Raw genomic sequence first — 18,632 nt, 5'->3', positions numbered from 1 at the left:
ACTTTCCCCGTCTTGTTTCAGAGACGAAAGCTGATTTCAAATAAAAATCCAGATAATCAAGATTACAAAGACATTTTGCCAGACTGAAAGATATTTACTGTTAATTAAGTTAAATTACAAACGTCTTTACTACGGTACTGTGACATTTTGATATGACTAGTGTTTTAAGCTGGACACTCGCAAGTATCCAGACATAAACACCTTCTACATCCGTAGCTTCAAAATTCTTCCCAGTCGTCTTCAGCAGGTTTGCCTGGCGCAGCAACTGGCTTGCTGGCGCGCGCACCCGCATTGCCTGACGCAGGGCTCGCCGCCCTTGGCAAAGCCTTCACTTGAGGCCGCGCATTTGCGACAGGCTTATTAACATTGCTTGCCACCTTGCTGACTACCGGTTTGGCTTGCTGACTTATTTGGGCAGCATTTCCATTGAGTTTGAATACGCTGACCGCTTGCGCCAATGCTACGGCCTGCTCCTCCATACTCTCTGCCGCTGCTGCTGCCTGCTCAACCAGAGCTGCATTCTGCTGCGTCATTTCATCCATTTGCGTAATCGCCAGGTTTACCTGTTCTATCCCTGAACTTTGTTCCTGGCTGGCCGCTGTGATCTCGCTCATGATGTCTGCCACATGCTGGACGCTGGTGACAATCTCATCCATAGTCTTGCCTGCCTCATCAACGAGCTTACTACCTTGATCAACTTTATCGACTGAGTCGCTGATGAGGGATTTGATTTCTTTCGCTGCACTGGCACTGCGTTGTGCAAGGTTACGCACTTCTGCTGCAACCACGGCAAAACCACGCCCCTGCTCACCTGCCCTGGCAGCTTCTACCGCTGCATTCAAGGCCAGGATATTGGTCTGGAAGGCGATGCCATCAATGACACCAATGATATCGACGATCTTGCGGGAACTCTCTTTGATCGAGCCCATGGTATTGACCACTTGCCCTACGACTTCACCACCTTTGACCGCAACGCTGGAAGCAGAAACCACAAGCTGATTGGCCTGACGGGCATTGTCGGCATTTTGCCTGACCGTGCTGGTCAGTTCTTCCATGGAACTGGCGGTTTCTTCCAGTGAGCTGGCCTGTGATTCTGTACGGCTTGAGAGGTCGGCATTACCTGAGGCTATTTCTTGCGAAGCCACGGTAATTGTTTCTGTACCCGTCCTGACCTGTCCGACTGTTGAGGCCAGATTGTCATTCATGTTTTTCAGAGCCTGAAACAGCGACGTCACTTCATCATGGCCGGATACGCTTACCTGGCTGCGCAAATCACCTTCTGCCACTGTTTCAGCGAGACTCAGAGCTTCTTGCAAAGGCTGGGTGATGCTGCGGGTGATGGTCCAGGCAAACAGGGCACCAACTATCACGGCTGACGTGAGTATGAGGTACAGCCAGAATGTCAGTTTTGCACCTGCCACTGCGAAATTTTCAAATACCTGTTTTGAGGCGACATCCTGCAAATCAACCAATTTGTTCATTTCCACGATGGATTTTGAACTCAATGGGTCTATCACCGTAGCAATGATTTTTGCAGCACCTTCTGCATTAAAAGCCAGCGCCTGACCTACCGCATCCTTTAATGGCTTTTCGATTTCCTTATCTACTTTGGCGATGTCACCAAGAATTTTCTTTTCTTCCTCATTCAAGCCAAGGGAAGCAATTTTTTCTTTTGCCTCTTCATACTTTTTCCTTTGGGTCTTGACCTTGGTTTCTTCTTTTTGCATTTCACCAACATCGGACTGTATGCCGATATTGCGCATCGCAATGCCGCCTTCAAACAAGGCGCTCTTCATGTTATTGGCCAAAACTTGCTTTTGTGCCGCCATGTTCAAGCCTTCTATCATGGCCTTGCGGTTGTTGCCGCTCAAAGCATTGACGAACAAGATCACGGCGATCAGACCCACCAAAATAAGTCCAAAGCCAACACCCAAACGAGTACCAATTTTAAAATTTCTCAGATTCATAGCGTCTCCTATTTATTTTTTAGTCAGTTCTATGTCTACATTTTTTATCAGTAGCCACTCAGAGAGAAACTAGATCATCATGCTGCAGCATCAACAAGCCCCATTTCTGGACTCGACATCAATTTGTCTATATCAACAAGTATCAACATACGGTCATCCAGCGTACCCAGACCAATCAGGAAATCAGTGCTGAAAGTCGTTCCCATTTCAGGAGCCGGTCTGACTTGTTCGGGCAATAAAGTCGTTACATCGGAAACGCTATCGACCACCATGCCGACTATACGCCCTTCTATATTGAGAATGATGACTACCGTGAACTGGTCATAAGTAGGCGTCCCCAAATTGAATTTGATACGCATATCGACCACAGGCACAATAATGCCGCGCAAGTTGATAACGCCCTTCAAAAAATCAGGGGCATTAGCAATTCTTGTCACGGCCTCATAACCACGTATTTCCTGCACCTTGAGAATGTCGATACCATATTCTTCATTACCCAAAGTAAAAGCAAGGAATTCATGCCCGGCAATATCAGATTTGGCTCCGTCATTGGAAGCATCACCACCATGTGAAATTTGCGTCATTTCTTTTTCCTCGTCTTAAATTTCTGATTCAATCTTCATCGCGCAGTACGCAAAACAGCTGCGACATCCAAAATAAGTGCAACGCCACCATCACCCAGGATAGTTGCGCCAGAGATCCCCGGGACCTTCTTGTAATTTGATTCTATATTTTTTACTACAACCTGCTGCTGTCCTACCAGATCATCAACAAACAAGGCGGCTTTTTTGCCATCTACTTCAACGATGACAACGATGCCATCAGAAGGGTCGGTGTACTTTGGTTCAATATCAAAGTACTCGTATAAAGGTACCAACGGCAGATATTCATCACGCACTTTTACTACCCTGCCCTTGCCACTGATTTCTTTGATATCTGCCTTGGCTGGTTGCAGCGACTCCATGACAAAGCCCAGCGGCAAAATATAAATTTCATTGCCGAATTTAATCGACATGCCGTCAAGTATCGCCAGCGTCAATGGCAAGGAGATCGTAATCGTCGTACCATAACCCATGGCGGAGCGTATATCGACCACACCACCCATGGCCGCAATATTACGCTTGACTACATCCATACCCACACCACGGCCAGAAACATCTGTCACCGTCTCAGCAGTGGAAAAGCCCGGTGCAAAAATCAGCAACCAGACTTCACTATCGCTCATGGAATCAGAAACCGCCAGACCATTTTGCCTGGCCTTGGCAAGAATTTTTTCCCTGTGCAGGCCACCACCGTCATCACTGACTTCGATGACGATATTGCCGCCCTGATGTACTGCGGACAGAGACAATTTACCGGTCTCGCTTTTACCAGTCAGGGCCCTTGCAGCAGGCATCTCTATACCATGATCAATACTATTTCTGACCAGGTGCGTTAAGGGATCGACAATGCGTTCGATCAAACCCTTATCAAGCTCGGTGGAAGCACCATAAGTAACGAATTCAACCTTCTTGCCGAGTTTACTGGCCAAGTCCCTGACCATGCGCGGGAAACGCGAAAAAACATAATCCATAGGCATCATGCGTATGGACATCACTGCCTCTTGCAGGTCGCGGGTATTTCTTGTCAGATGGGCGACACTACTCAGCAAACGCTCATTCGCAATCGGGTCAAGGTCCTGAGTCCGTTGCTCCAGCATCGCCTGGGTAATCACCAGTTCGCCAATCAGGTTGATCAGTTGATCAACTTTTTCTATGCCTACCCTGATGGTGGAAGACTCTTGAGAAGCAGCAGGTTTTTCCACTTTTTTCTCAGCTTGTGGTGCCTGCTTCTCGGGTTGCACTATCTCTGGCGTTTTTTCGACAACGGCATCAGACTTGCCTTCTTCTGGCGGGAACATTGATTCCAACGGTTCAAAAAAGCCATAGCCCAAGTCATCGTCAGTTGGGGCAGCTTTACTGGCAGGCAGATTCGCTATCTGTTCTTCGGTGATTTTCAGTGTATCGGGATTGAGAATGAAAGAGCAGATAGATATGATGTCATCCTTGCTCTCATTGGTGCGCAATGCAAGAACCACATTCTTGCCATTATTATCGAGCCGTGAAATCGCCCCTAAAAGGCCGAGTTCAGACATGATGGCTGCAGCATCTGCCTCTGACACGTCAGGCATTTCAATTTTGTATGCCGTATTGAACACGACATCTGCATGGTCGATTTCTGAATGATGGCTGATAAAACTCGCGGTGGGCGCGGCCACCGGCACCGCATCCTGCGATAAGGACTGCAATAACATCCTGACATCTGCGACCGCATCCTGATCGACAGGCGTGCCCAGCCTGTGCCCATCAAGCTGCATCTTTAAAATATCTTTGGCAATCAGAAAAGCATCGACATGCTCCCCTGTCAACGCCATTTCTCCCTTGCGTATTTTATCGAGCAGTGACTCCAGTATATGCGTCACTTCCGTCATATCTGTCAGGCCAAAGGTCGAAGCACCGCCCTTGATGGAATGAGCTGCCCTGAATATGGCATTCAAATCCTCAGGATCAGGCGAAGAGATATCGACGCCAAGTAACAATTTTTCCTTCTCGGCAAGAAGCTCTTCCGCCTCGTCGAAAAACACTTGGAAAAACTGACTCATGTCAATCGTCATTATTAAACTCCGTGATTTTCATTTGTTTGCCCAGACACCGGGCCAATAATTCAGCCAATCACTTTTTTAACTACTTCAGTCAACTTTTGTGGATCAAAGGGCTTCACCAGCCAGCCATTCGCACCGGCCGCACGCCCCTTCGCCTTCATGTCATCACTTGATTCTGTTGTCAGCATCAGGATAGGTACACGCGCATAAGATGGCAAACCGCGCAGGGATTTGATCAGGGTCAGGCCATCCATGCGTGGCATGTTTTGATCAGTCAGCACCAGATCAACCACCTGGTTACGCGCTTTTTCCAGACCATCCTGGCCATCTACTGCCTCTATTACCTGATATCCGGCTGCTTTTAAACTGAAAGCGACCATCTGCCTCAGAGAGCCAGAATCATCCACAGCTAAAATTGTCTTGGCCATATTTACTCCGTTATACGAATTGTAGGCAGCTTAAGCTTGCTGCCACTTGATTTAAAATAACTCTATGTCACCGCTATCCATATGCTTTTGATGCACTGCTTTACGTAACAAATTCTTCAGGTCGGCGCTTTGTTTTTCCAGGCGCACGGTGGTCTCGCGCAACAAGGCTGTCAACTCGTCCGTTTCACCGTCATGCTCTATATCATTACCCACCACGCCCAGGGTGCCCAATACTTCACGCAAACCTTCGCAACGCTGTAATGTGCGCGAGATCAACTGGCTGGTCAAATCCTGGAATTGCAAACTGGTCACAGCCGAACTGATATGTGTTGCGATATCTCCCTGAATTGCCTTGAGCCGTAACACACTGTCATCTGCAACACTGCCAGAACTGATGATCAGATTGATTTCTTCCTGTTCGCTTGATATTGCTGCATGCAGCGCCATGAAGCTGACACCCAGCTTTTCTATCGCTTCACCCAAGAGTATCGTTGTTTGCGCAAGGTCAGTCTCAACCTCCAGCAAATGTGCATTTCCATGATCAGACACACCTGATAAAAGTTGCTTAACCTGAGAACCCAACAGTTTCTTTTTGGACATCTTAAGCATCCTATCTATGCATATTGACTTAATGATGCTGCAGTCTTATTTGTAGCTTGCGTATATCAAGGTTTGACTGAAATTTCAGCGCTTGAGTCAGACTGATTTGCAACCTCAATAGAGCCGCCGTCCTGCGAAGCAGATTCTTCTGCTTTTTTATTCATGACGATGATGCTAATTCTGCGGTTAATCGGATTCAGAGGGTCTGCCTTGTCGAACAAAACAGAGGACGACAATCCGACGACCCTCAACACCTTGGTCTCATCCATGCCACCATAAATCAACTCCCGCCTGGAGGCGTTGGCACGGTCGGCAGACAATTCCCAATTGCTATAACCGCGTTCACCACTACCATAAGGCGCAGAATCAGTATGACCAGAAAGGCTGATGCGATTAGGTACATCATTAAGTGCCTTGCCTATTTCATGCAGGATTTCCCTCGTATAGGGTTGCAGATCCGCCTTGGCTGAGGCAAACATGGGGCGATTTTGTTCATCCACCATCTGTATGCGCAAACCGTCTGTGGTGATATCAAGTAAAAGCTGCTTCTTGTATTGCTTCAGTGTAGGGTTGGATTCTATGGCCGCTTCAATCTTGGACTTCAGGCCCTTTAAGCGCTCAGCCTCAACCTTTGCCAGAGCAGCCTCGGCAGCCTGCAGGTTATAAGTTTTCTTTTGCGTGTCAATCTCACCTTTACGGCTTTGCCCTTCACGCGCACTCAAATCCTTGCCGCCACCTTTGATCACGCTGGAACTGTCACCACTACCATCGCCACCCGCCATTGCCACTTTTAAAGGAGTTTGAAAATACTCAGCGATACCATTCAAATTACCTTTGGCAGTAGAGCCCAGCAACCACATTAACAGGAAAAACGCCATCATCGCCGTCACAAAGTCGGCGTAGGCAATTTTCCAGGCGCCACCATGATGGCCGCCGGCTACCTTCTTGATGCGCTTTACAATAATTGGTCGTAGTTCTTCGCTTGCCATCATCAATCCAGTTTTTATTATTTAGATTTCGATTGCTTAATATGTTCTTCCAGCTCGCTGAACGTCGGTCTTTCAGTGGAATACAACACCTTGCGGCCAAACTCTACAGCCAATGCCGGCGCATAACCATTCAGGCTGGCCAGCAAAGTCACCTTGATGCACTGGAAGGTCTTGGATGATTCATCCAGTTGCTGCTCCATCAAACCAGCCAGCGGACCAACAAAACCATAAGCCAGCAAAATACCCAGGAAAGTACCCACCAGGGCATGTGCAATCAGGATACCGAGTTCTGATGGCGGGATACCCACAGACTCCATCGTATGCACCACCCCCATCACCGCAGCCACGATACCGAAGGCTGGCAAGCCATCACCGAGCTTGGCAATGAAGTGGGCAGGAACCGCACCTTCGTGATGATGCGTTTCCAATTCATTGTCCATCAGGTTTTCAATCTGGAAGGCGTCCATATTCCCTGAAACCATCAGGCGCAGGTAATCCCCTATGAATTCCATCATATGGTGGTCATGAACAATAGAAGGATATTTGCTGAACAAGGGGCTGTCTTCGGGCTTTTCAATATCACCCTCGATAGACATCAGACCTTCTTTGCGTACCTTGGTCAGGACGTCAAACAGCATGGTCATCAATTCCATATACAAGGCTTTTGTATATTTGGAACCTTTCAAGACGCTGGGCAAGGCCTTGACGGTAGCCTTCAGGGTTTTCGCATTATTACCAACCAGAGAAGCGCCAAGTGCGGCGCCACCTATCATCAATAATTCCAGGGGTTGGAACAACACGGCCAAATGTCCACCGGACATGACAAAGCCACCAAACACTGAGCCCAACACGACGAGATAGCCGACGATAACTAACACGAGCTTTTACTCCTTAGAGGGAATTTTTTATAATATCGACTACACTACCTCAGTCCGGAAGCATTCACCACAAATGGAAGGTTAAATATTGCTTCAGGAATACATTTCACTATATGCATTATATGCGCCAGACATACAGAACGGGGTCATTCGCATTGCTTTTTATAGTTAAATCCGCCTCAACACCTGGCACTTTGAATTCATAACTCATGAATTGCGTACCCAGCCGCATCTCAGCACTGACCTTTTCCCACAAGTCTGGCATGGCCGCAGGCGACAGGTAAGCAAAGACCACATCGAATTCAGCGAAATCCAGTTGCAAATAATCTTTTAAATAGAAATGAACCTTAGGTCCCGCCCATTTAGCCCTTAACCAGCTGACCAGCCAGGGGAAAGGCGCGACTTCTACCCCAAAAAAAGACTGCTGGGGTCGTAACTTGGCAAGACTGACCGAGACACCACCAAAACCGCTGCCAATATCAATAAAAGACAAATCATCATGCACAGGTAGTTGCTCAAGAATACACGGCAACAAACTGGATTTGGAAGGAAAATATGGAACTTGAGTGCGGTAAGTTGACCAAAACAACAATACCATCACCACAAAAATACCCAGACTGACACCCGGGTGCAGCTGAAAGACCAGCGAAGCGACAACTGCAAAGGGAAAGATGAATTGTATCAACCACCACCACCAGTTCATACGCAGCAAGTAACTGCACGCAGAAGCAAGGCTTGCGTGAATGAAAAGCAGTAAGAAGGGAGAAGGTTTGCTACCGAATTGCCACCGGTCGGTGGCATATAGCAGATAAGACAGAAGCAGAGCAAATAACTGGATAAGCACTGCAAGGATGACAGGCGAAGAAAACACTCCGTCATCCGGTAGGAGTTTGCCTTTGCGGGTTTTAGATGATGCTACCTCCAAGGCTCCTCCTGAATTTTATGCCACTTTATGCCACCATTTCCAGCGCGGCCTCCGCATCTTTTGCTTTTTTTGTTTTACCTGCCCGTGACGGGACGTGGCATAAACCACAAGCATAATCATCATGCAAATCCAGGCTATGCGCAACAAAATGCCCGCTGCATTTGCAACATTTTGCAAAACTGAGCATTTTGCCTTCAAAGAAGCGCACCAGCGTCCAGGCGCGCGTCAGAGACAGAACAGGCTCCTCACCTGCAGGAACAGGTACTTGCTCCAGATACAGGCGATACGCCTTGATGACTGCATCAATACCATCCACACCGGCATGCTCACGCAGATATTTATGGATATTCATGAACAGGGAAGAATGGATATTTGGCTGCCAGGTAATAAACCAGTCGGCAGAAAAAGGCAGCATGCCTTTTGGAGGAGATACACCCTTCAACTCCTTGTATATCTTCAGCAGACGCTCACGCGACAAGGAAGTCTCGGATTCCAGCAACTGCAATCTGGCACCCAGATTGACCAATTCAATTGCCAGTTGAATTTCGTGAGCCTCGTTTACTACGCTTTTGCTTGCCATGATATTTCTCCGTCCGCTTTGATTCAATGTCCGACAAATTAATGGATTTCTTCAACTGGCTGACCAGCCATCAAAATCGCAGCATGGGAATGCGCAAGCGCACGCTCCTTGTTGTAATTTGTCAACATACACAAAATCGAGCTGTCTTCGAAACGGAAACGCGCCAACATCATATTGGAACCAGCCAGCTTCAAGATCTGGGCATTATTCAAACCTTCTATCAGGTCCGCAATTTCTTTGCCTATACCCAAACGGAAAATAGCGGTCGCTTTATCAGCGCGAATCATTTGTTGTGCCAACATCAAATAACTCAAATTGGCATCCCGAATCTCGGCCATCATATCGTTCTGCGTCATTTTCCCACCCTCCAGTTTTGTTATCAGCGGCATGTTTGCGTTGCCAGTGAGATACATTGTGCAGGTTGGTCAAAAGCGGCTGTATAAGCGCGATTCCGTATTTAAACCAAGAATAAAACGAAGACATGCCGTAGGAAAATATCCTACAGGCACATTTAGACATCTACAAAATGGAATTTCGTAGAAAACAGATTTTTATTTTTTCGGATCAGCAAAATCAGCCAATTCAAAAAACATCAATGAAAACAAAGACTTGCGCAAAATTCGATCTTTTACTGCATCGTCTTATAATTATTAACGGCAGCACTTTAGAAAACTTTAGGGAAAATTTAAAAATATTTTCGAATTATTTTCATACCCCTCTAACGGCAACAAATTGTGAAATCTTTAGGGTTGGACTCAAAAAAAATCAAAAAAAAATCACCTGTTTGCAACAGGTGATCCTTTTTGATGCCTTTATGTGGCTTTTTAAGCTACTACTTTTCACATTTATTACATTTAAAACAATATGAAACAAAATTGCCTCAGTATATTTCCTACACAGTCGTATGCCAGATGCACTTATCTTTGATTTGCTTATCCAACCCCGTCAGTAATGTCTCATGCTCGCCCATTTCCTCTTCCGTCGCCATTAAGACTGCGATCTCTCCAACGGGCGCATCAAAGGCCACGACTTCTTGCACTTTTGGGGTGTCGTCTTCTTCGATATCAATTTCAAAACTGTTCTGCCCACGCGACATTGCCAGGAAAACATCTGCCAGCAATTCAGCATCCAGCAAAGCGCCATGCAGTTTGCGGTGGGAGTTGGAAATTTCATAACGGGTACAAAGGGCATCCAGCGAATTACGCTTCCCTGGATGCAATTCTTTTGCCTGTACCAGGGTATCAATGACGCTAGGGCAATATTCGGTCAATACCGGCAAGTTCAGACGTGCTAGTTCGGCATTCAAAAAGCCCACGTCAAAAGGTGCGTTATGAATAATGATTTCTGCATCTTTGATATATTCGCAAAACTCTTCCGCGACCTGGGCAAACTTGGGCTTGTCACTTAAAAACTCGGTTGTCAGTCCGTGGACTGCCAACGCACCCTCTTCAGAGTCACGCTCTGGGTTGATGTAACGATGAAAATTATTACCCGTCAGCTTGCGGTTAATTAATTCTACGCAACCAATTTCAATGATGCGGTCGCCATTGCGCGCATTCAAACCCGTGGTTTCGGTATCAAGGACCAATTGCCTACGCATGTTCACTATTCCTATAAAGCTACAACACTTAATTTAATCAAAAACCCAGCGCAGGGAGATGCCGGCAGCCAGCTCACTCTGGCAAAACCGGCTCTGCATCCCGACTCCGGCGGCAAATAATAAATCTTTGCCAATAGAGACATAAGGTAAGCGCTCCCGTTGCCAGAAAGGTATCTGCAAGGACTGATAATGACTCTTCATATCACGGGTAGGCCGGTTTACTGCCAGCTTGAGGCGTTCCCCTCCCCTGCGCAAATGCATGGTCAGCGGCTGCTGCTTTAACCAGGAGGCATCCAGCCCATGCTCAGCCGTATCAAAATACAGGCTGCCAGCAAACTCTGGGAAGTGAATATGATCCTGACTTTCCCAGACGAACTCCCGCAACTGCTCTTGCTCAGCCATTCCGGCATTTTGCGCAGACAGATAGACGATGTTTTTATAGCGATGTATGGCGACAGTATCGTGGTGCACCGTAATACGCGCGTCTTCACGCCCCTCAAATAGCTGGCTTTGCATTTCCTTCAGGCGTGAAGTCGTAGGCATGCGTAAGCCCGCCCTTGAAAACCAGTAACGAAACAAATTATCCCTGCGGGCAGGACTTAACTCACGCATGGCGGCAATACCCAGCCCTGTATCAACTGAGCAACTGGCAAAATCCTGCTGAGCGACTTCAAGCATCAAATCTTGTGCAGCCTGGAAATGCGTAGCCGAACGGGCTATACGCTCCGAGTAACCCGGTGACAGGGTATCAAGTACCGGCATGACGCTATGACGTATGGCATTACGCAGATAGCGCTGGTCAGCATTTGACTCATCTTCTATATAGCTCAGGCCCCGCTGACTTGCATAGACTTCCAGCGTTGCCCGCTTTTCAGACAACAATGGCCGCCCCAGCATGACTTGGTCGTGACCAAACAGATTAGGTGCACGATGACAAACATCCATGCCTGACATCCCGGCCACTCCGCTACCACGCAGCAATTGCAATAACAGGGTTTCTGCCTGGTCATCCTGATGATGGGCTGCCAGAATCAAGGGAATGCCAGTATCTTTCGCCATTCGCCCCAAAGCTTCATAGCGCCCCTTACGGGCAGACGCCTCGACACCATCACCGCTGTCGCGGGACACCTGGATACGTTCGGCATGAAAACTGACTTCGCCTGTAACGCATACAGCCCGGCAATGATCAAGCCAGGCATCCGCATTTGGACTCAGGCCGTGATGTACGTGAAAAGCATGCAGTGAGATTTTGGCGCGGCGGCAGTAATTGATTGCCAGGTCAAGCAAGACCGTTGAATCCAGACCGCCGCTATAGCCTACTGCGAGGCCATTTTGCAATTTTCCTGCGCAGAGGTCAGCAAAGGAATCAGCAATAATGGCATCGAGTTTTTTTGAGAATGTTTGCTCAAGACTGGAGCAATGTTGATCTGGCCTCATTCAGCAAGTTTCGTTTCCTTAAACTTGCCATAGCTCATTAATTTCTCATGGCGGGCAGCCAGCAAGTCTTTGGTTTTAACACCCTGGAATTGACGCAAGGTATCTGCCAAAGCACGTTTAACCAGAGCACACATCTGTTTTGGATCCCTGTGGGCACCACCCAGGGGCTCATTGATGATCTTGTCGATCAAACCCATGGCTTTCAGTCTGTGGGCTGTCAAGCCTAGTGCCTCGGCCGCATCAGATGCACGGTCAGATGTCTTCCACAGGATGGAAGCACAACCTTCTGGGGAAATCACGGAATAAGTCGCGTATTGCAACATCAGCACAGCATCGCCAACCGCCAGCGCCAATGCACCGCCAGAACCACCTTCACCAATAATGGTAGTGATCAGGGGCACTTTCAATTCTGCCATGACATACAGATTGTGACCGATGGCTTCCGACTGACCGCGCTCTTCAGCGTCTATACCGGGCCAGGCACCCGTGGTATCGACAAAGGTAAATACGGGAATATCGAATTTTTCAGCCAGTTTCATCAGACGCATGGCCTTGCGGTAGCCTTCTGGCTTGGGCATACCAAAATTACGCAGGGCACGTTCTTTGGTATCGCGACCTTTTTGGTGGCCCATGACCATGCAGGCCTGACCATTAAATCGTGCCAGACCACCAACAATGGACTGATCATCAGAGAAACTGCGGTCACCATGCAACTCATGGAAATCGGTAAACATCTGATTCACGTAGTCCATGGTATATGGACGCTGGGGATGACGGGAAATTTGCGACACTTGCCATGGGGTCAACTTGGCGTAAATATCCTTCGTCAACATCTGGCTTTTCTTCGACAGCCTGTCTATTTCTTCAGAAATATCGACTGCTGAATCATCCTGAACAAAACGCAGTTCTTCTATTTTTGTTTCCAGCTCTGCAATTGATTGTTCAAAATTTAAAAATGTCGTTTTAGTCATCGTGCCTCCTTAACATCACACGAGTTGATAAAAAAATCCAATTTCATTCTGGCGCGGACGCAATGTTTAATTGAATAAAGTGTCGCTTTGCCAAGCGTACAAAAGAACCATTTAGATGATTTTTTTGCAAAATTCATAAGCCTGCATATTGGACATATTGTCCTGACGGAGCAGATTAGATATCAAAAATGGTCTCGCTGTCCAGTGTTCAGCACTTTTTGTCTGGGTCGGGGCCGACAAAATCATCCCTGATAATCTGCTGCAGCGAGCAAATTCACTGGCAATATTCAACCGCCCCGCAGCAGAACATCATGGAATTTGTTGCAACTGAAAAATAAACAGGAGCCAAAGTGCAGCTTACTTGTCAAAGTAATTGTCAAACACCCATAGTCAGCAACTTATTTGATAAGATGACGCTTTGCTTAATAGTCAGTATACCATTGCAGCTTACATGTTCTGCCAAACTCCTATAAATCCAAGACCGAACACCATGCGCCACATTTTAAAGAATGTTGTTACCTCAGTTCTTACGTTATCTAGCCTGTCATTGCTGTTGATGTCCGCTCACGTCAGGGCAGATGATGCTGCCGACGTTGGCAAATTGCTCAGATCTGGTCAGGTAAGCGAAGCCTTGCAAAAAGTCGAGGCCGCCCTGGCGCAACGCCCCAAGGATGCGCAGATGCGTTTTCTGAAGGGATTGATACTGACAGAACAGAACAAATCCGCTGAAGCCATCACCGTTTTCTCGAAGCTGACTGACGATTACCCGGAATTGCCCGAGCCTTACAACAACCTGGCCGTCCTGTATGCCTCGTCAGGCCAGTATGACAAGGCCCGTGCGGCCCTGGAAATGGCCATCAGGACCAATCCAACTTATGGCACGGCTCACGAAAACCTCGGTGATGTATATGCAAAACTGGCGAGCCAGGCCTATGACAAGGCCTTGCAGCTTGATGCCAGCAATAATACTGCCAAGTTAAAACTGACCCTGGTCAAAAATCTGGTGGGCAATACTACTGGTGGCACTAATCCTAAAACTGCCATGGCATCCCAGGCTGCTGCGGGCACAGCGCCCCCGACCAAGGCCAGCGCTGCCACAGTCGCGGCTGCAAAACCCGAAGCAGAAACAGCCAAGCCAGAACCAAAATCCAAACCGGTACCTGCGGTCACTGCTTCTGGCGACAAGTCAGAAGACGATGTGCTCAAAGCGGTAGAAAACTGGGCCAAGGCCTGGAGCAGCAAGGACACCAATGCCTATCTGGGGCATTACGCAAAAGACTTTCAGACACCAAAAGGTGAATCCTACAAAGCCTGGGCTGACGAACGTCGCAACAGGATAGAAGGCAAAGGCCGCATCAATGTCAAAATTGAATCTGCCAAAATTGATGTCGATGGCAACACTGCGACGGTCAAGTTCCGCCAGATATATACGTCTGACCAGCTGACTGCCAATAGCCGCAAAACCTTGCACATGGTGAAGCAAGATGGCAAATGGCAGATCAAACAGGAGCGTGCGGGTAGCTAATGTTTTTCGCTGTCAATTCTGATGCTCCGGCCACAAACACAGCCGGAAAATCACGCATTTTTGCTGTTCTTGCACTGACATGCCTGGCGTACCTGGTTACGCCGCTGCAAGTCATGGCCAAGTCACGCCCCAATAAAGTTGCTCCGGCCGAGATTAATCCAAATGCCCCTGATCCAGATGCCCTGTTAATCGAGGTTTACAAAAACCTGGCGGCAAATAATCTGCAGCAGGCGCAAACCAAGATTGATGCGCTGGTAGAAGCCTACCCGCACTTCCAGTTGGCGCACCTGATACAGGGCGACCTGCTGCTGATGCACACCCGCCCGGTACGCAGTTTTGGTGTCGGTGCACTGACACAGCCAGATAAACTGAAAGACTTGAGGGATGAGGCAGCGGCGCGCATACGCTCCTACCGTGAGCGCCCGGCCCCTGACCTGATACCTAAGGCCATACTGCAATTACGGGATGACCAGAAACAGGCCATCGTCGTCGATGCGAAAAAATCGCGCTTATATGTGTATGAGAATGCGGCAGGGCAGCCCCGTCTGATCAATGACTTCTACATCAGCCAGGGAAAATTTGGCATCAACAAGCTCAAAGAAGGTGATCAAAAAACACCTATAGGCGTGTATTACATTACCAGCCGCCTGGCTGGCACCAAATTGCCAAGCTTTTATGGTCCTGGCGCCCTGCCTTTGAATTATCCAAATGAATGGGACAAGTTCAATGGCCGCAATGGCTCAGGCATCTGGTTGCATGGCATGCCACCAGAGAGCTTCAGCCGTCCCCCGCTGGCATCAGATGGCTGCGTAGTTTTGACGAATCCGGACTTTTTAAAAATATCGTCCATGGTCGATATAGGAAAAACGCCCGTCATCATCAGTGAGCAAGTGGAATTCGTCAGTCGCAATAAATGGATACTGGACAGAAACTTTGCCGAAAAATTGCTGGATGACTGGCGCCTGGACATGCAAAGCCAGAATGCCAACCGCATTCTGACAAACTATTCACGCAACTTTAAAACTACCCAGGGCGACAATTTGAATACCTGGTTTCCCAAACAGCAGCAAAGCTGGGATAACTGGCATAATCCTGCTATTAAGTTAAAAGATGTGACCCATTTCCGCTACCCAGGCAAAGACGAGCTGATAGTCAGCACCTTTACCCAGGAAACCAGCAATGGGAAAAGCAAAGCGGCCATTCGTAAGCGCCAGTACTGGCTGAAAGAAGCAGCCAGATGGCGCATAATTTACGAAACCACTGTCTAAACCTTTGTGTACCCTTAATTCATCAACCAATAACGTATGCTGAATATGAAAATTTCAAAATCCGGACTACATAGCGTATTACTGGGCACCTGCCTGATGATGGCAAGTGCTTTCAGTTTTGCTGAAGGGCAACCTAAAGTTTCCCTGAAGACCAATATGGGTGAAATCGTCATTGAGCTCTACCCGGAAGCAGCCCCAAAAACAGTGGATAATTTTCTCAAGTATGTCAAAAGCGGGCATTACAAAGGAACGATCTTTCATCGTGTCATTGATAATTTCATGATACAGGGTGGCGGTTACGACAAGGACATGAAGGAAAAACCGACAAATAAACCTGTACCGCTGGAAGCACGGGAAGCACTGGAACATGGCTTGAAAAACGACCTAGGTGTCGTTGCCATGGCCCGTACGCAAGACCCTAATTCTGCCAGCGCGCAGTTTTTTATCAATGTCAAAGACAATGACTTCCTGAATCACCAGGTCTTGCCTGAAGGTGATCCGGTCGAATTCCAGTACCGTGGCAATCCCGTCAGTGAAAGGCGCGCCCGCGCATTGGCAATGACTGCTGGCTATACCCCCTTTGGCAAAGTCATCAAGGGCATGGAAGTCGTAGAAAAAATTAAAGTGGTAGAAACTGGTGAGGCTAAAATGATGCAAAATGTACCAAACAAACCAGTTATCATCCAATCCGCTACCTTGTTAAAATAAACAAATCACTAAACTTTTTAAAATGAAGGACTATCATGGCCGTTATTCTGACCACCAACTTCGGTGACATCAAGATTGAACTGAACGAAGAAAAAGCTCCAAAAACTGTTGCCAATTTCCTGGCCTATGTTGAATCTGGTCACTACAACGGTACGATTTTCCATCGCGTGATTGATGGCTTCATGATACAAGGCGGCGGTTTTGAGCCAGGCATGAACCAAAAATCCACCAATGCGCCTATCGAAAATGAAGCCAAGAATGGCTTGAAAAACGAGCGTTATGCATTGGCCATGGCACGTACTGGCGACCCGCATTCTGCTTCTGCCCAGTTCTTCATCAACACGGCAAATAACAGCTTCCTTGACTATCCAGGTCAGGACGGCTGGGGTTACTGCGTATTTGGCAAAGTCGTCGAAGGCACGGATATTGTTGATAAAATCAAAGGCGTTAAAACTACACGCACTGGCATGTTCCAGGACGTACCGGTAGAAAACGTCGTGATCGAAAAAACACAGATCGTTTAATCGCATACGCTCCCACTACCCTACTTCATGATCGCAGACCACAACGCGAATCAGTCAAAAGCGCAACCTGAACTGGTTGCGCTTTTTGTTTCTGACACACACTTAAATCCTGCCCTGCCCCTCACCACGGTGGCGTTCCTGAGCTTTCTCGATAAACAGGCGGTGCAGGCCAAGGCCCTGTATTTGCTGGGTGACTTGTTTGAATATTGGGTGGGCGACGACAATATCGACGATCCCTATAATGCATCCATAGTTCATGCCCTGCGCAAAGTCCATGATCAGGGTGTGCAACTGTACTGGATAGCAGGTAACCGTGACTTTTTGATAGGCCGCGATTTTTCTGCAGCGACTGGAGCAGTGTTATTGGAAGACCCCACTGTTATCGATTTAGCCGGGAAAAAAGTGGTGATCGCGCATGGCGATGCGCAGTGCACAGATGACCACGCTTACATGAAATTCCGTGCGCAAGTCAGGCAAGTGGAGTGGCAAAAGACTTTCCTGGCCATGCCGCTTGATCAGCGCAAAAAAATCATTGAAGGCTTGCGCACCGAAAGCAAGATGGAACAAAAACAGAAATCTGTCGCCATCATGGATGTGAATGCAGATGCCATCGCAGCACTGTTCCAGCAAACGGGCACCAGCACCATGATACATGGCCACACCCACAGGCCAGCCATACATAGTAGCGGTGAAAAAACCCGATATGTATTGCCGGACTGGGATTGTGAAGATCAGGATAAGCGAGGCGGCTGGCTCGCGGCTTACAGCGATGGCGGTATCAAGACTTATAACTGGGATGGAACCCTGAAATAAATTCTTACATAAATGCTTAGATAAATCCTAAGCCTTCAGGCATTTAAAGTGTCCGAGCGCAAATGACCAGCACTGATGGTCAGCACCCTGCCACATCGTGCTGCAATCGACAGATCATGCGTGACCAGCACGAGGGTAGAACCACGCTCACGGTTCAACGTAAACATCAGGTTGATAATCGCTTCACCAGTGGCAGCGTCCAGACTGCCAGTCGGTTCATCAGCAAACAGCAAAGGTGGCTCGGTCACAAAAGCGCGCGCCAGTGCCACCCGTTGTTGTTCGCCGCCGGATAAAAACTTGGGATAATGCCTGAGCCGGGAACCCAGCCCGACATGCTCCAGCATTTTTTCTGCCTTAGCAGGTGCCTGCTTATCACCACGCAATTCCAGTGGCAGCATGACATTTTCAAGAGCATTCAGGTGCATCAATAACTGAAAGGACTGGAATACAAAACCAAGGTTTTCCTTGCGAAATTGTGCCCTGCCATCCTCGGTCAAATCAAAAATATCCACGCCATCAAGCAAGACTTTGCCTTCCGTTGGCGTATCCAGGCCAGCCAGGATGCCCAGCAAGGTCGATTTACCGGAACCAGAAGCACCAACAATTGCAAGCGTCTGCCCGCCTTGCGCGGTAAAATCTATACCATTCAGGATACTGAGTTCGCCCGTGGCGTCTGCTACACGCTTGCTCAGGTGCTTTACTTCTATTGCCGCTTTGTTTGATTCCATAAGGTCTTTGCGTATGCTATTTTCTCAATTGTCAGGTCACGTCAGCAGGC

The 18,632-nt window shown here is 48.0% G+C and carries 19 protein-coding genes; 5 read left to right on the top strand and 14 right to left on the bottom strand.

What is annotated here, in order from left to right; genetic code table 11:
- Nucleotides 1-218: 218 nt before the first annotated feature.
- The 13 genes from ACO0LL_RS11900 to ACO0LL_RS11840 form a co-directional block, all read right to left on the bottom strand.
- Entirely contained in the window at nt 219-1,967 is a 1,749-nt protein-coding gene (locus ACO0LL_RS11900; protein WP_422951076.1) for a methyl-accepting chemotaxis protein, read from the bottom strand.
- A gap of 77 nt (nt 1,968-2,044) precedes the next feature.
- Entirely contained in the window at nt 2,045-2,551 is a 507-nt protein-coding gene (locus tag ACO0LL_RS11895) for a chemotaxis protein CheW (RefSeq protein ID WP_422951075.1), read from the bottom strand.
- Nucleotides 2,552-2,586: 35 nt separating this feature from the next.
- A complete protein-coding gene (gene cheA, locus ACO0LL_RS11890; protein ID WP_422951074.1) occupies nt 2,587-4,620 on the bottom strand; it encodes a chemotaxis protein CheA in 2,034 nt (677 codons plus the stop codon).
- Nucleotides 4,621-4,670: 50 nt separating this feature from the next.
- On the bottom strand, nt 4,671-5,036 hold the full coding sequence (locus ACO0LL_RS11885) for a response regulator (RefSeq protein WP_110253733.1): 366 nt from the start codon (nt 5,034-5,036) through the stop codon (nt 4,671-4,673).
- Between the two features lie 51 nt (nt 5,037-5,087).
- Nucleotides 5,088-5,636: a chemotaxis protein gene (locus tag ACO0LL_RS11880; protein WP_422951073.1), complete on the bottom strand. Its 549-nt coding sequence runs from the start codon at nt 5,634-5,636 to the stop codon at nt 5,088-5,090.
- A gap of 65 nt (nt 5,637-5,701) precedes the next feature.
- Entirely contained in the window at nt 5,702-6,625 is a 924-nt protein-coding gene (gene motB / locus ACO0LL_RS11875) for a flagellar motor protein MotB (protein WP_162059160.1), read from the bottom strand.
- 17 nt (nt 6,626-6,642) lie between these two features.
- Nucleotides 6,643-7,503 (bottom strand): flagellar motor stator protein MotA, encoded by an 861-nt coding sequence (gene motA, locus ACO0LL_RS11870; protein WP_422951072.1) that lies wholly within the window; start codon nt 7,501-7,503, stop codon nt 6,643-6,645.
- A 118-nt stretch (nt 7,504-7,621) separates the two neighbouring features.
- Nucleotides 7,622-8,215 (bottom strand): class I SAM-dependent methyltransferase, encoded by a 594-nt coding sequence (locus ACO0LL_RS11865; protein ID WP_422951071.1) that lies wholly within the window; start codon nt 8,213-8,215, stop codon nt 7,622-7,624.
- A gap of 238 nt (nt 8,216-8,453) precedes the next feature.
- Nucleotides 8,454-9,008 (bottom strand): flagellar transcriptional regulator FlhC, encoded by a 555-nt coding sequence (gene flhC, locus ACO0LL_RS11860; protein WP_422951070.1) that lies wholly within the window; start codon nt 9,006-9,008, stop codon nt 8,454-8,456.
- A gap of 38 nt (nt 9,009-9,046) precedes the next feature.
- Nucleotides 9,047-9,364, bottom strand: coding sequence for a flagellar transcriptional regulator FlhD (gene flhD / locus ACO0LL_RS11855; RefSeq protein WP_110254236.1), 318 nt, complete (start codon nt 9,362-9,364; stop codon nt 9,047-9,049).
- Between the two features lie 536 nt (nt 9,365-9,900).
- Nucleotides 9,901-10,608, bottom strand: coding sequence for a DNA polymerase III subunit epsilon (gene dnaQ / locus ACO0LL_RS11850; protein ID WP_422951069.1), 708 nt, complete (start codon nt 10,606-10,608; stop codon nt 9,901-9,903).
- Between the two features lie 33 nt (nt 10,609-10,641).
- Entirely contained in the window at nt 10,642-12,045 is a 1,404-nt protein-coding gene (tilS, locus tag ACO0LL_RS11845; RefSeq protein WP_422951068.1) for a tRNA lysidine(34) synthetase TilS, read from the bottom strand.
- Nucleotides 12,042-13,016 (bottom strand): acetyl-CoA carboxylase carboxyltransferase subunit alpha, encoded by a 975-nt coding sequence (locus tag ACO0LL_RS11840; RefSeq protein ID WP_422951067.1) that lies wholly within the window; start codon nt 13,014-13,016, stop codon nt 12,042-12,044. Before ACO0LL_RS11840 ends, tilS begins: the two co-directional genes overlap by 4 nt.
- Before the next feature lie 490 nt (nt 13,017-13,506).
- Here ACO0LL_RS11840 and ACO0LL_RS11835 point away from each other — a divergent pair, with 490 nt between their 5' ends.
- The 5 genes from ACO0LL_RS11835 (at nt 13,507) to ACO0LL_RS11815 (ending at nt 17,854) form a co-directional block, all read left to right on the top strand.
- Nucleotides 13,507-14,541 carry a L,D-transpeptidase Cds6 family protein gene (locus ACO0LL_RS11835; protein ID WP_422951066.1) on the top strand — a complete coding sequence of 345 codons (1,035 nt, stop codon included), beginning with the start codon at nt 13,507-13,509 and terminating at the stop codon, nt 14,539-14,541.
- 113 nt (nt 14,542-14,654) lie between these two features.
- Nucleotides 14,655-15,809, top strand: coding sequence for a L,D-transpeptidase family protein (locus ACO0LL_RS11830; RefSeq protein ID WP_422951065.1), 1,155 nt, complete (start codon nt 14,655-14,657; stop codon nt 15,807-15,809).
- A gap of 45 nt (nt 15,810-15,854) precedes the next feature.
- A complete protein-coding gene (locus ACO0LL_RS11825) occupies nt 15,855-16,517 on the top strand; it encodes a peptidylprolyl isomerase (RefSeq protein WP_422951064.1) in 663 nt (220 codons plus the stop codon).
- Nucleotides 16,518-16,552: 35 nt separating this feature from the next.
- Complete coding sequence (locus tag ACO0LL_RS11820) at nt 16,553-17,041, top strand: peptidylprolyl isomerase (RefSeq protein ID WP_422951063.1); 489 nt, start codon at nt 16,553-16,555, stop codon at nt 17,039-17,041.
- Nucleotides 17,042-17,068: 27 nt separating this feature from the next.
- Nucleotides 17,069-17,854 carry a UDP-2,3-diacylglucosamine diphosphatase gene (locus tag ACO0LL_RS11815; RefSeq protein WP_422951062.1) on the top strand — a complete coding sequence of 262 codons (786 nt, stop codon included), beginning with the start codon at nt 17,069-17,071 and terminating at the stop codon, nt 17,852-17,854.
- Nucleotides 17,855-17,889: 35 nt separating this feature from the next.
- Here ACO0LL_RS11815 and ACO0LL_RS11810 read toward each other — a convergent pair whose 3' ends face one another.
- Entirely contained in the window at nt 17,890-18,582 is a 693-nt protein-coding gene (locus ACO0LL_RS11810) for an ABC transporter ATP-binding protein (RefSeq protein WP_422951061.1), read from the bottom strand.
- Nucleotides 18,583-18,632 lie beyond the last annotated feature (50 nt).

Origin of the sequence: Undibacterium sp. TC4M20W (genome assembly GCF_049340245.1) — a bacterium.
Classification (GTDB): Bacteria; Pseudomonadota; Gammaproteobacteria; order Burkholderiales; family Burkholderiaceae_D; genus Undibacterium.
The sequence above is the reverse complement of the archived record's forward strand: the minus strand, read 5'-3'. Positions and strand labels throughout refer to the sequence as shown.

Excerpts from the sequence above, each read along its gene's own strand:
- ACO0LL_RS11840 (WP_422951067.1), bottom strand. The coding sequence starts at position 13,016 with ATGACTAAAACGACATTTTTAAATTTTGAACAATCAATTGCAGAGCTG.
- ACO0LL_RS11815 (WP_422951062.1), top strand. The coding sequence starts at position 17,069 with ATGATCGCAGACCACAACGCGAATCAGTCAAAAGCGCAACCTGAACTG.
- ACO0LL_RS11900 (WP_422951076.1), bottom strand. The coding sequence starts at position 1,967 with ATGAATCTGAGAAATTTTAAAATTGGTACTCGTTTGGGTGTTGGCTTT.
- ACO0LL_RS11885 (WP_110253733.1), bottom strand. The coding sequence starts at position 5,036 with ATGGCCAAGACAATTTTAGCTGTGGATGATTCTGGCTCTCTGAGGCAG.
- ACO0LL_RS11825 (WP_422951064.1), top strand. The coding sequence starts at position 15,855 with ATGAAAATTTCAAAATCCGGACTACATAGCGTATTACTGGGCACCTGC.
- flhD (WP_110254236.1), bottom strand. The coding sequence starts at position 9,364 with ATGACGCAGAACGATATGATGGCCGAGATTCGGGATGCCAATTTGAGT.
- ACO0LL_RS11880 (WP_422951073.1), bottom strand. The coding sequence starts at position 5,636 with ATGTCCAAAAAGAAACTGTTGGGTTCTCAGGTTAAGCAACTTTTATCA.
- ACO0LL_RS11830 (WP_422951065.1), top strand. The coding sequence starts at position 14,655 with ATGGCCAAGTCACGCCCCAATAAAGTTGCTCCGGCCGAGATTAATCCA.
- ACO0LL_RS11835 (WP_422951066.1), top strand. The coding sequence starts at position 13,507 with ATGCGCCACATTTTAAAGAATGTTGTTACCTCAGTTCTTACGTTATCT.
- dnaQ (WP_422951069.1), bottom strand. The coding sequence starts at position 10,608 with ATGCGTAGGCAATTGGTCCTTGATACCGAAACCACGGGTTTGAATGCG.
- motB (WP_162059160.1), bottom strand. The coding sequence starts at position 6,625 with ATGGCAAGCGAAGAACTACGACCAATTATTGTAAAGCGCATCAAGAAG.
- ACO0LL_RS11895 (WP_422951075.1), bottom strand. The coding sequence starts at position 2,551 with ATGACGCAAATTTCACATGGTGGTGATGCTTCCAATGACGGAGCCAAA.
- flhC (WP_422951070.1), bottom strand. The coding sequence starts at position 9,008 with ATGGCAAGCAAAAGCGTAGTAAACGAGGCTCACGAAATTCAACTGGCA.
- ACO0LL_RS11810 (WP_422951061.1), bottom strand. The coding sequence starts at position 18,582 with ATGGAATCAAACAAAGCGGCAATAGAAGTAAAGCACCTGAGCAAGCGT.
- tilS (WP_422951068.1), bottom strand. The coding sequence starts at position 12,045 with ATGAGGCCAGATCAACATTGCTCCAGTCTTGAGCAAACATTCTCAAAA.
- cheA (WP_422951074.1), bottom strand. The coding sequence starts at position 4,620 with ATGACGATTGACATGAGTCAGTTTTTCCAAGTGTTTTTCGACGAGGCG.
- ACO0LL_RS11820 (WP_422951063.1), top strand. The coding sequence starts at position 16,553 with ATGGCCGTTATTCTGACCACCAACTTCGGTGACATCAAGATTGAACTG.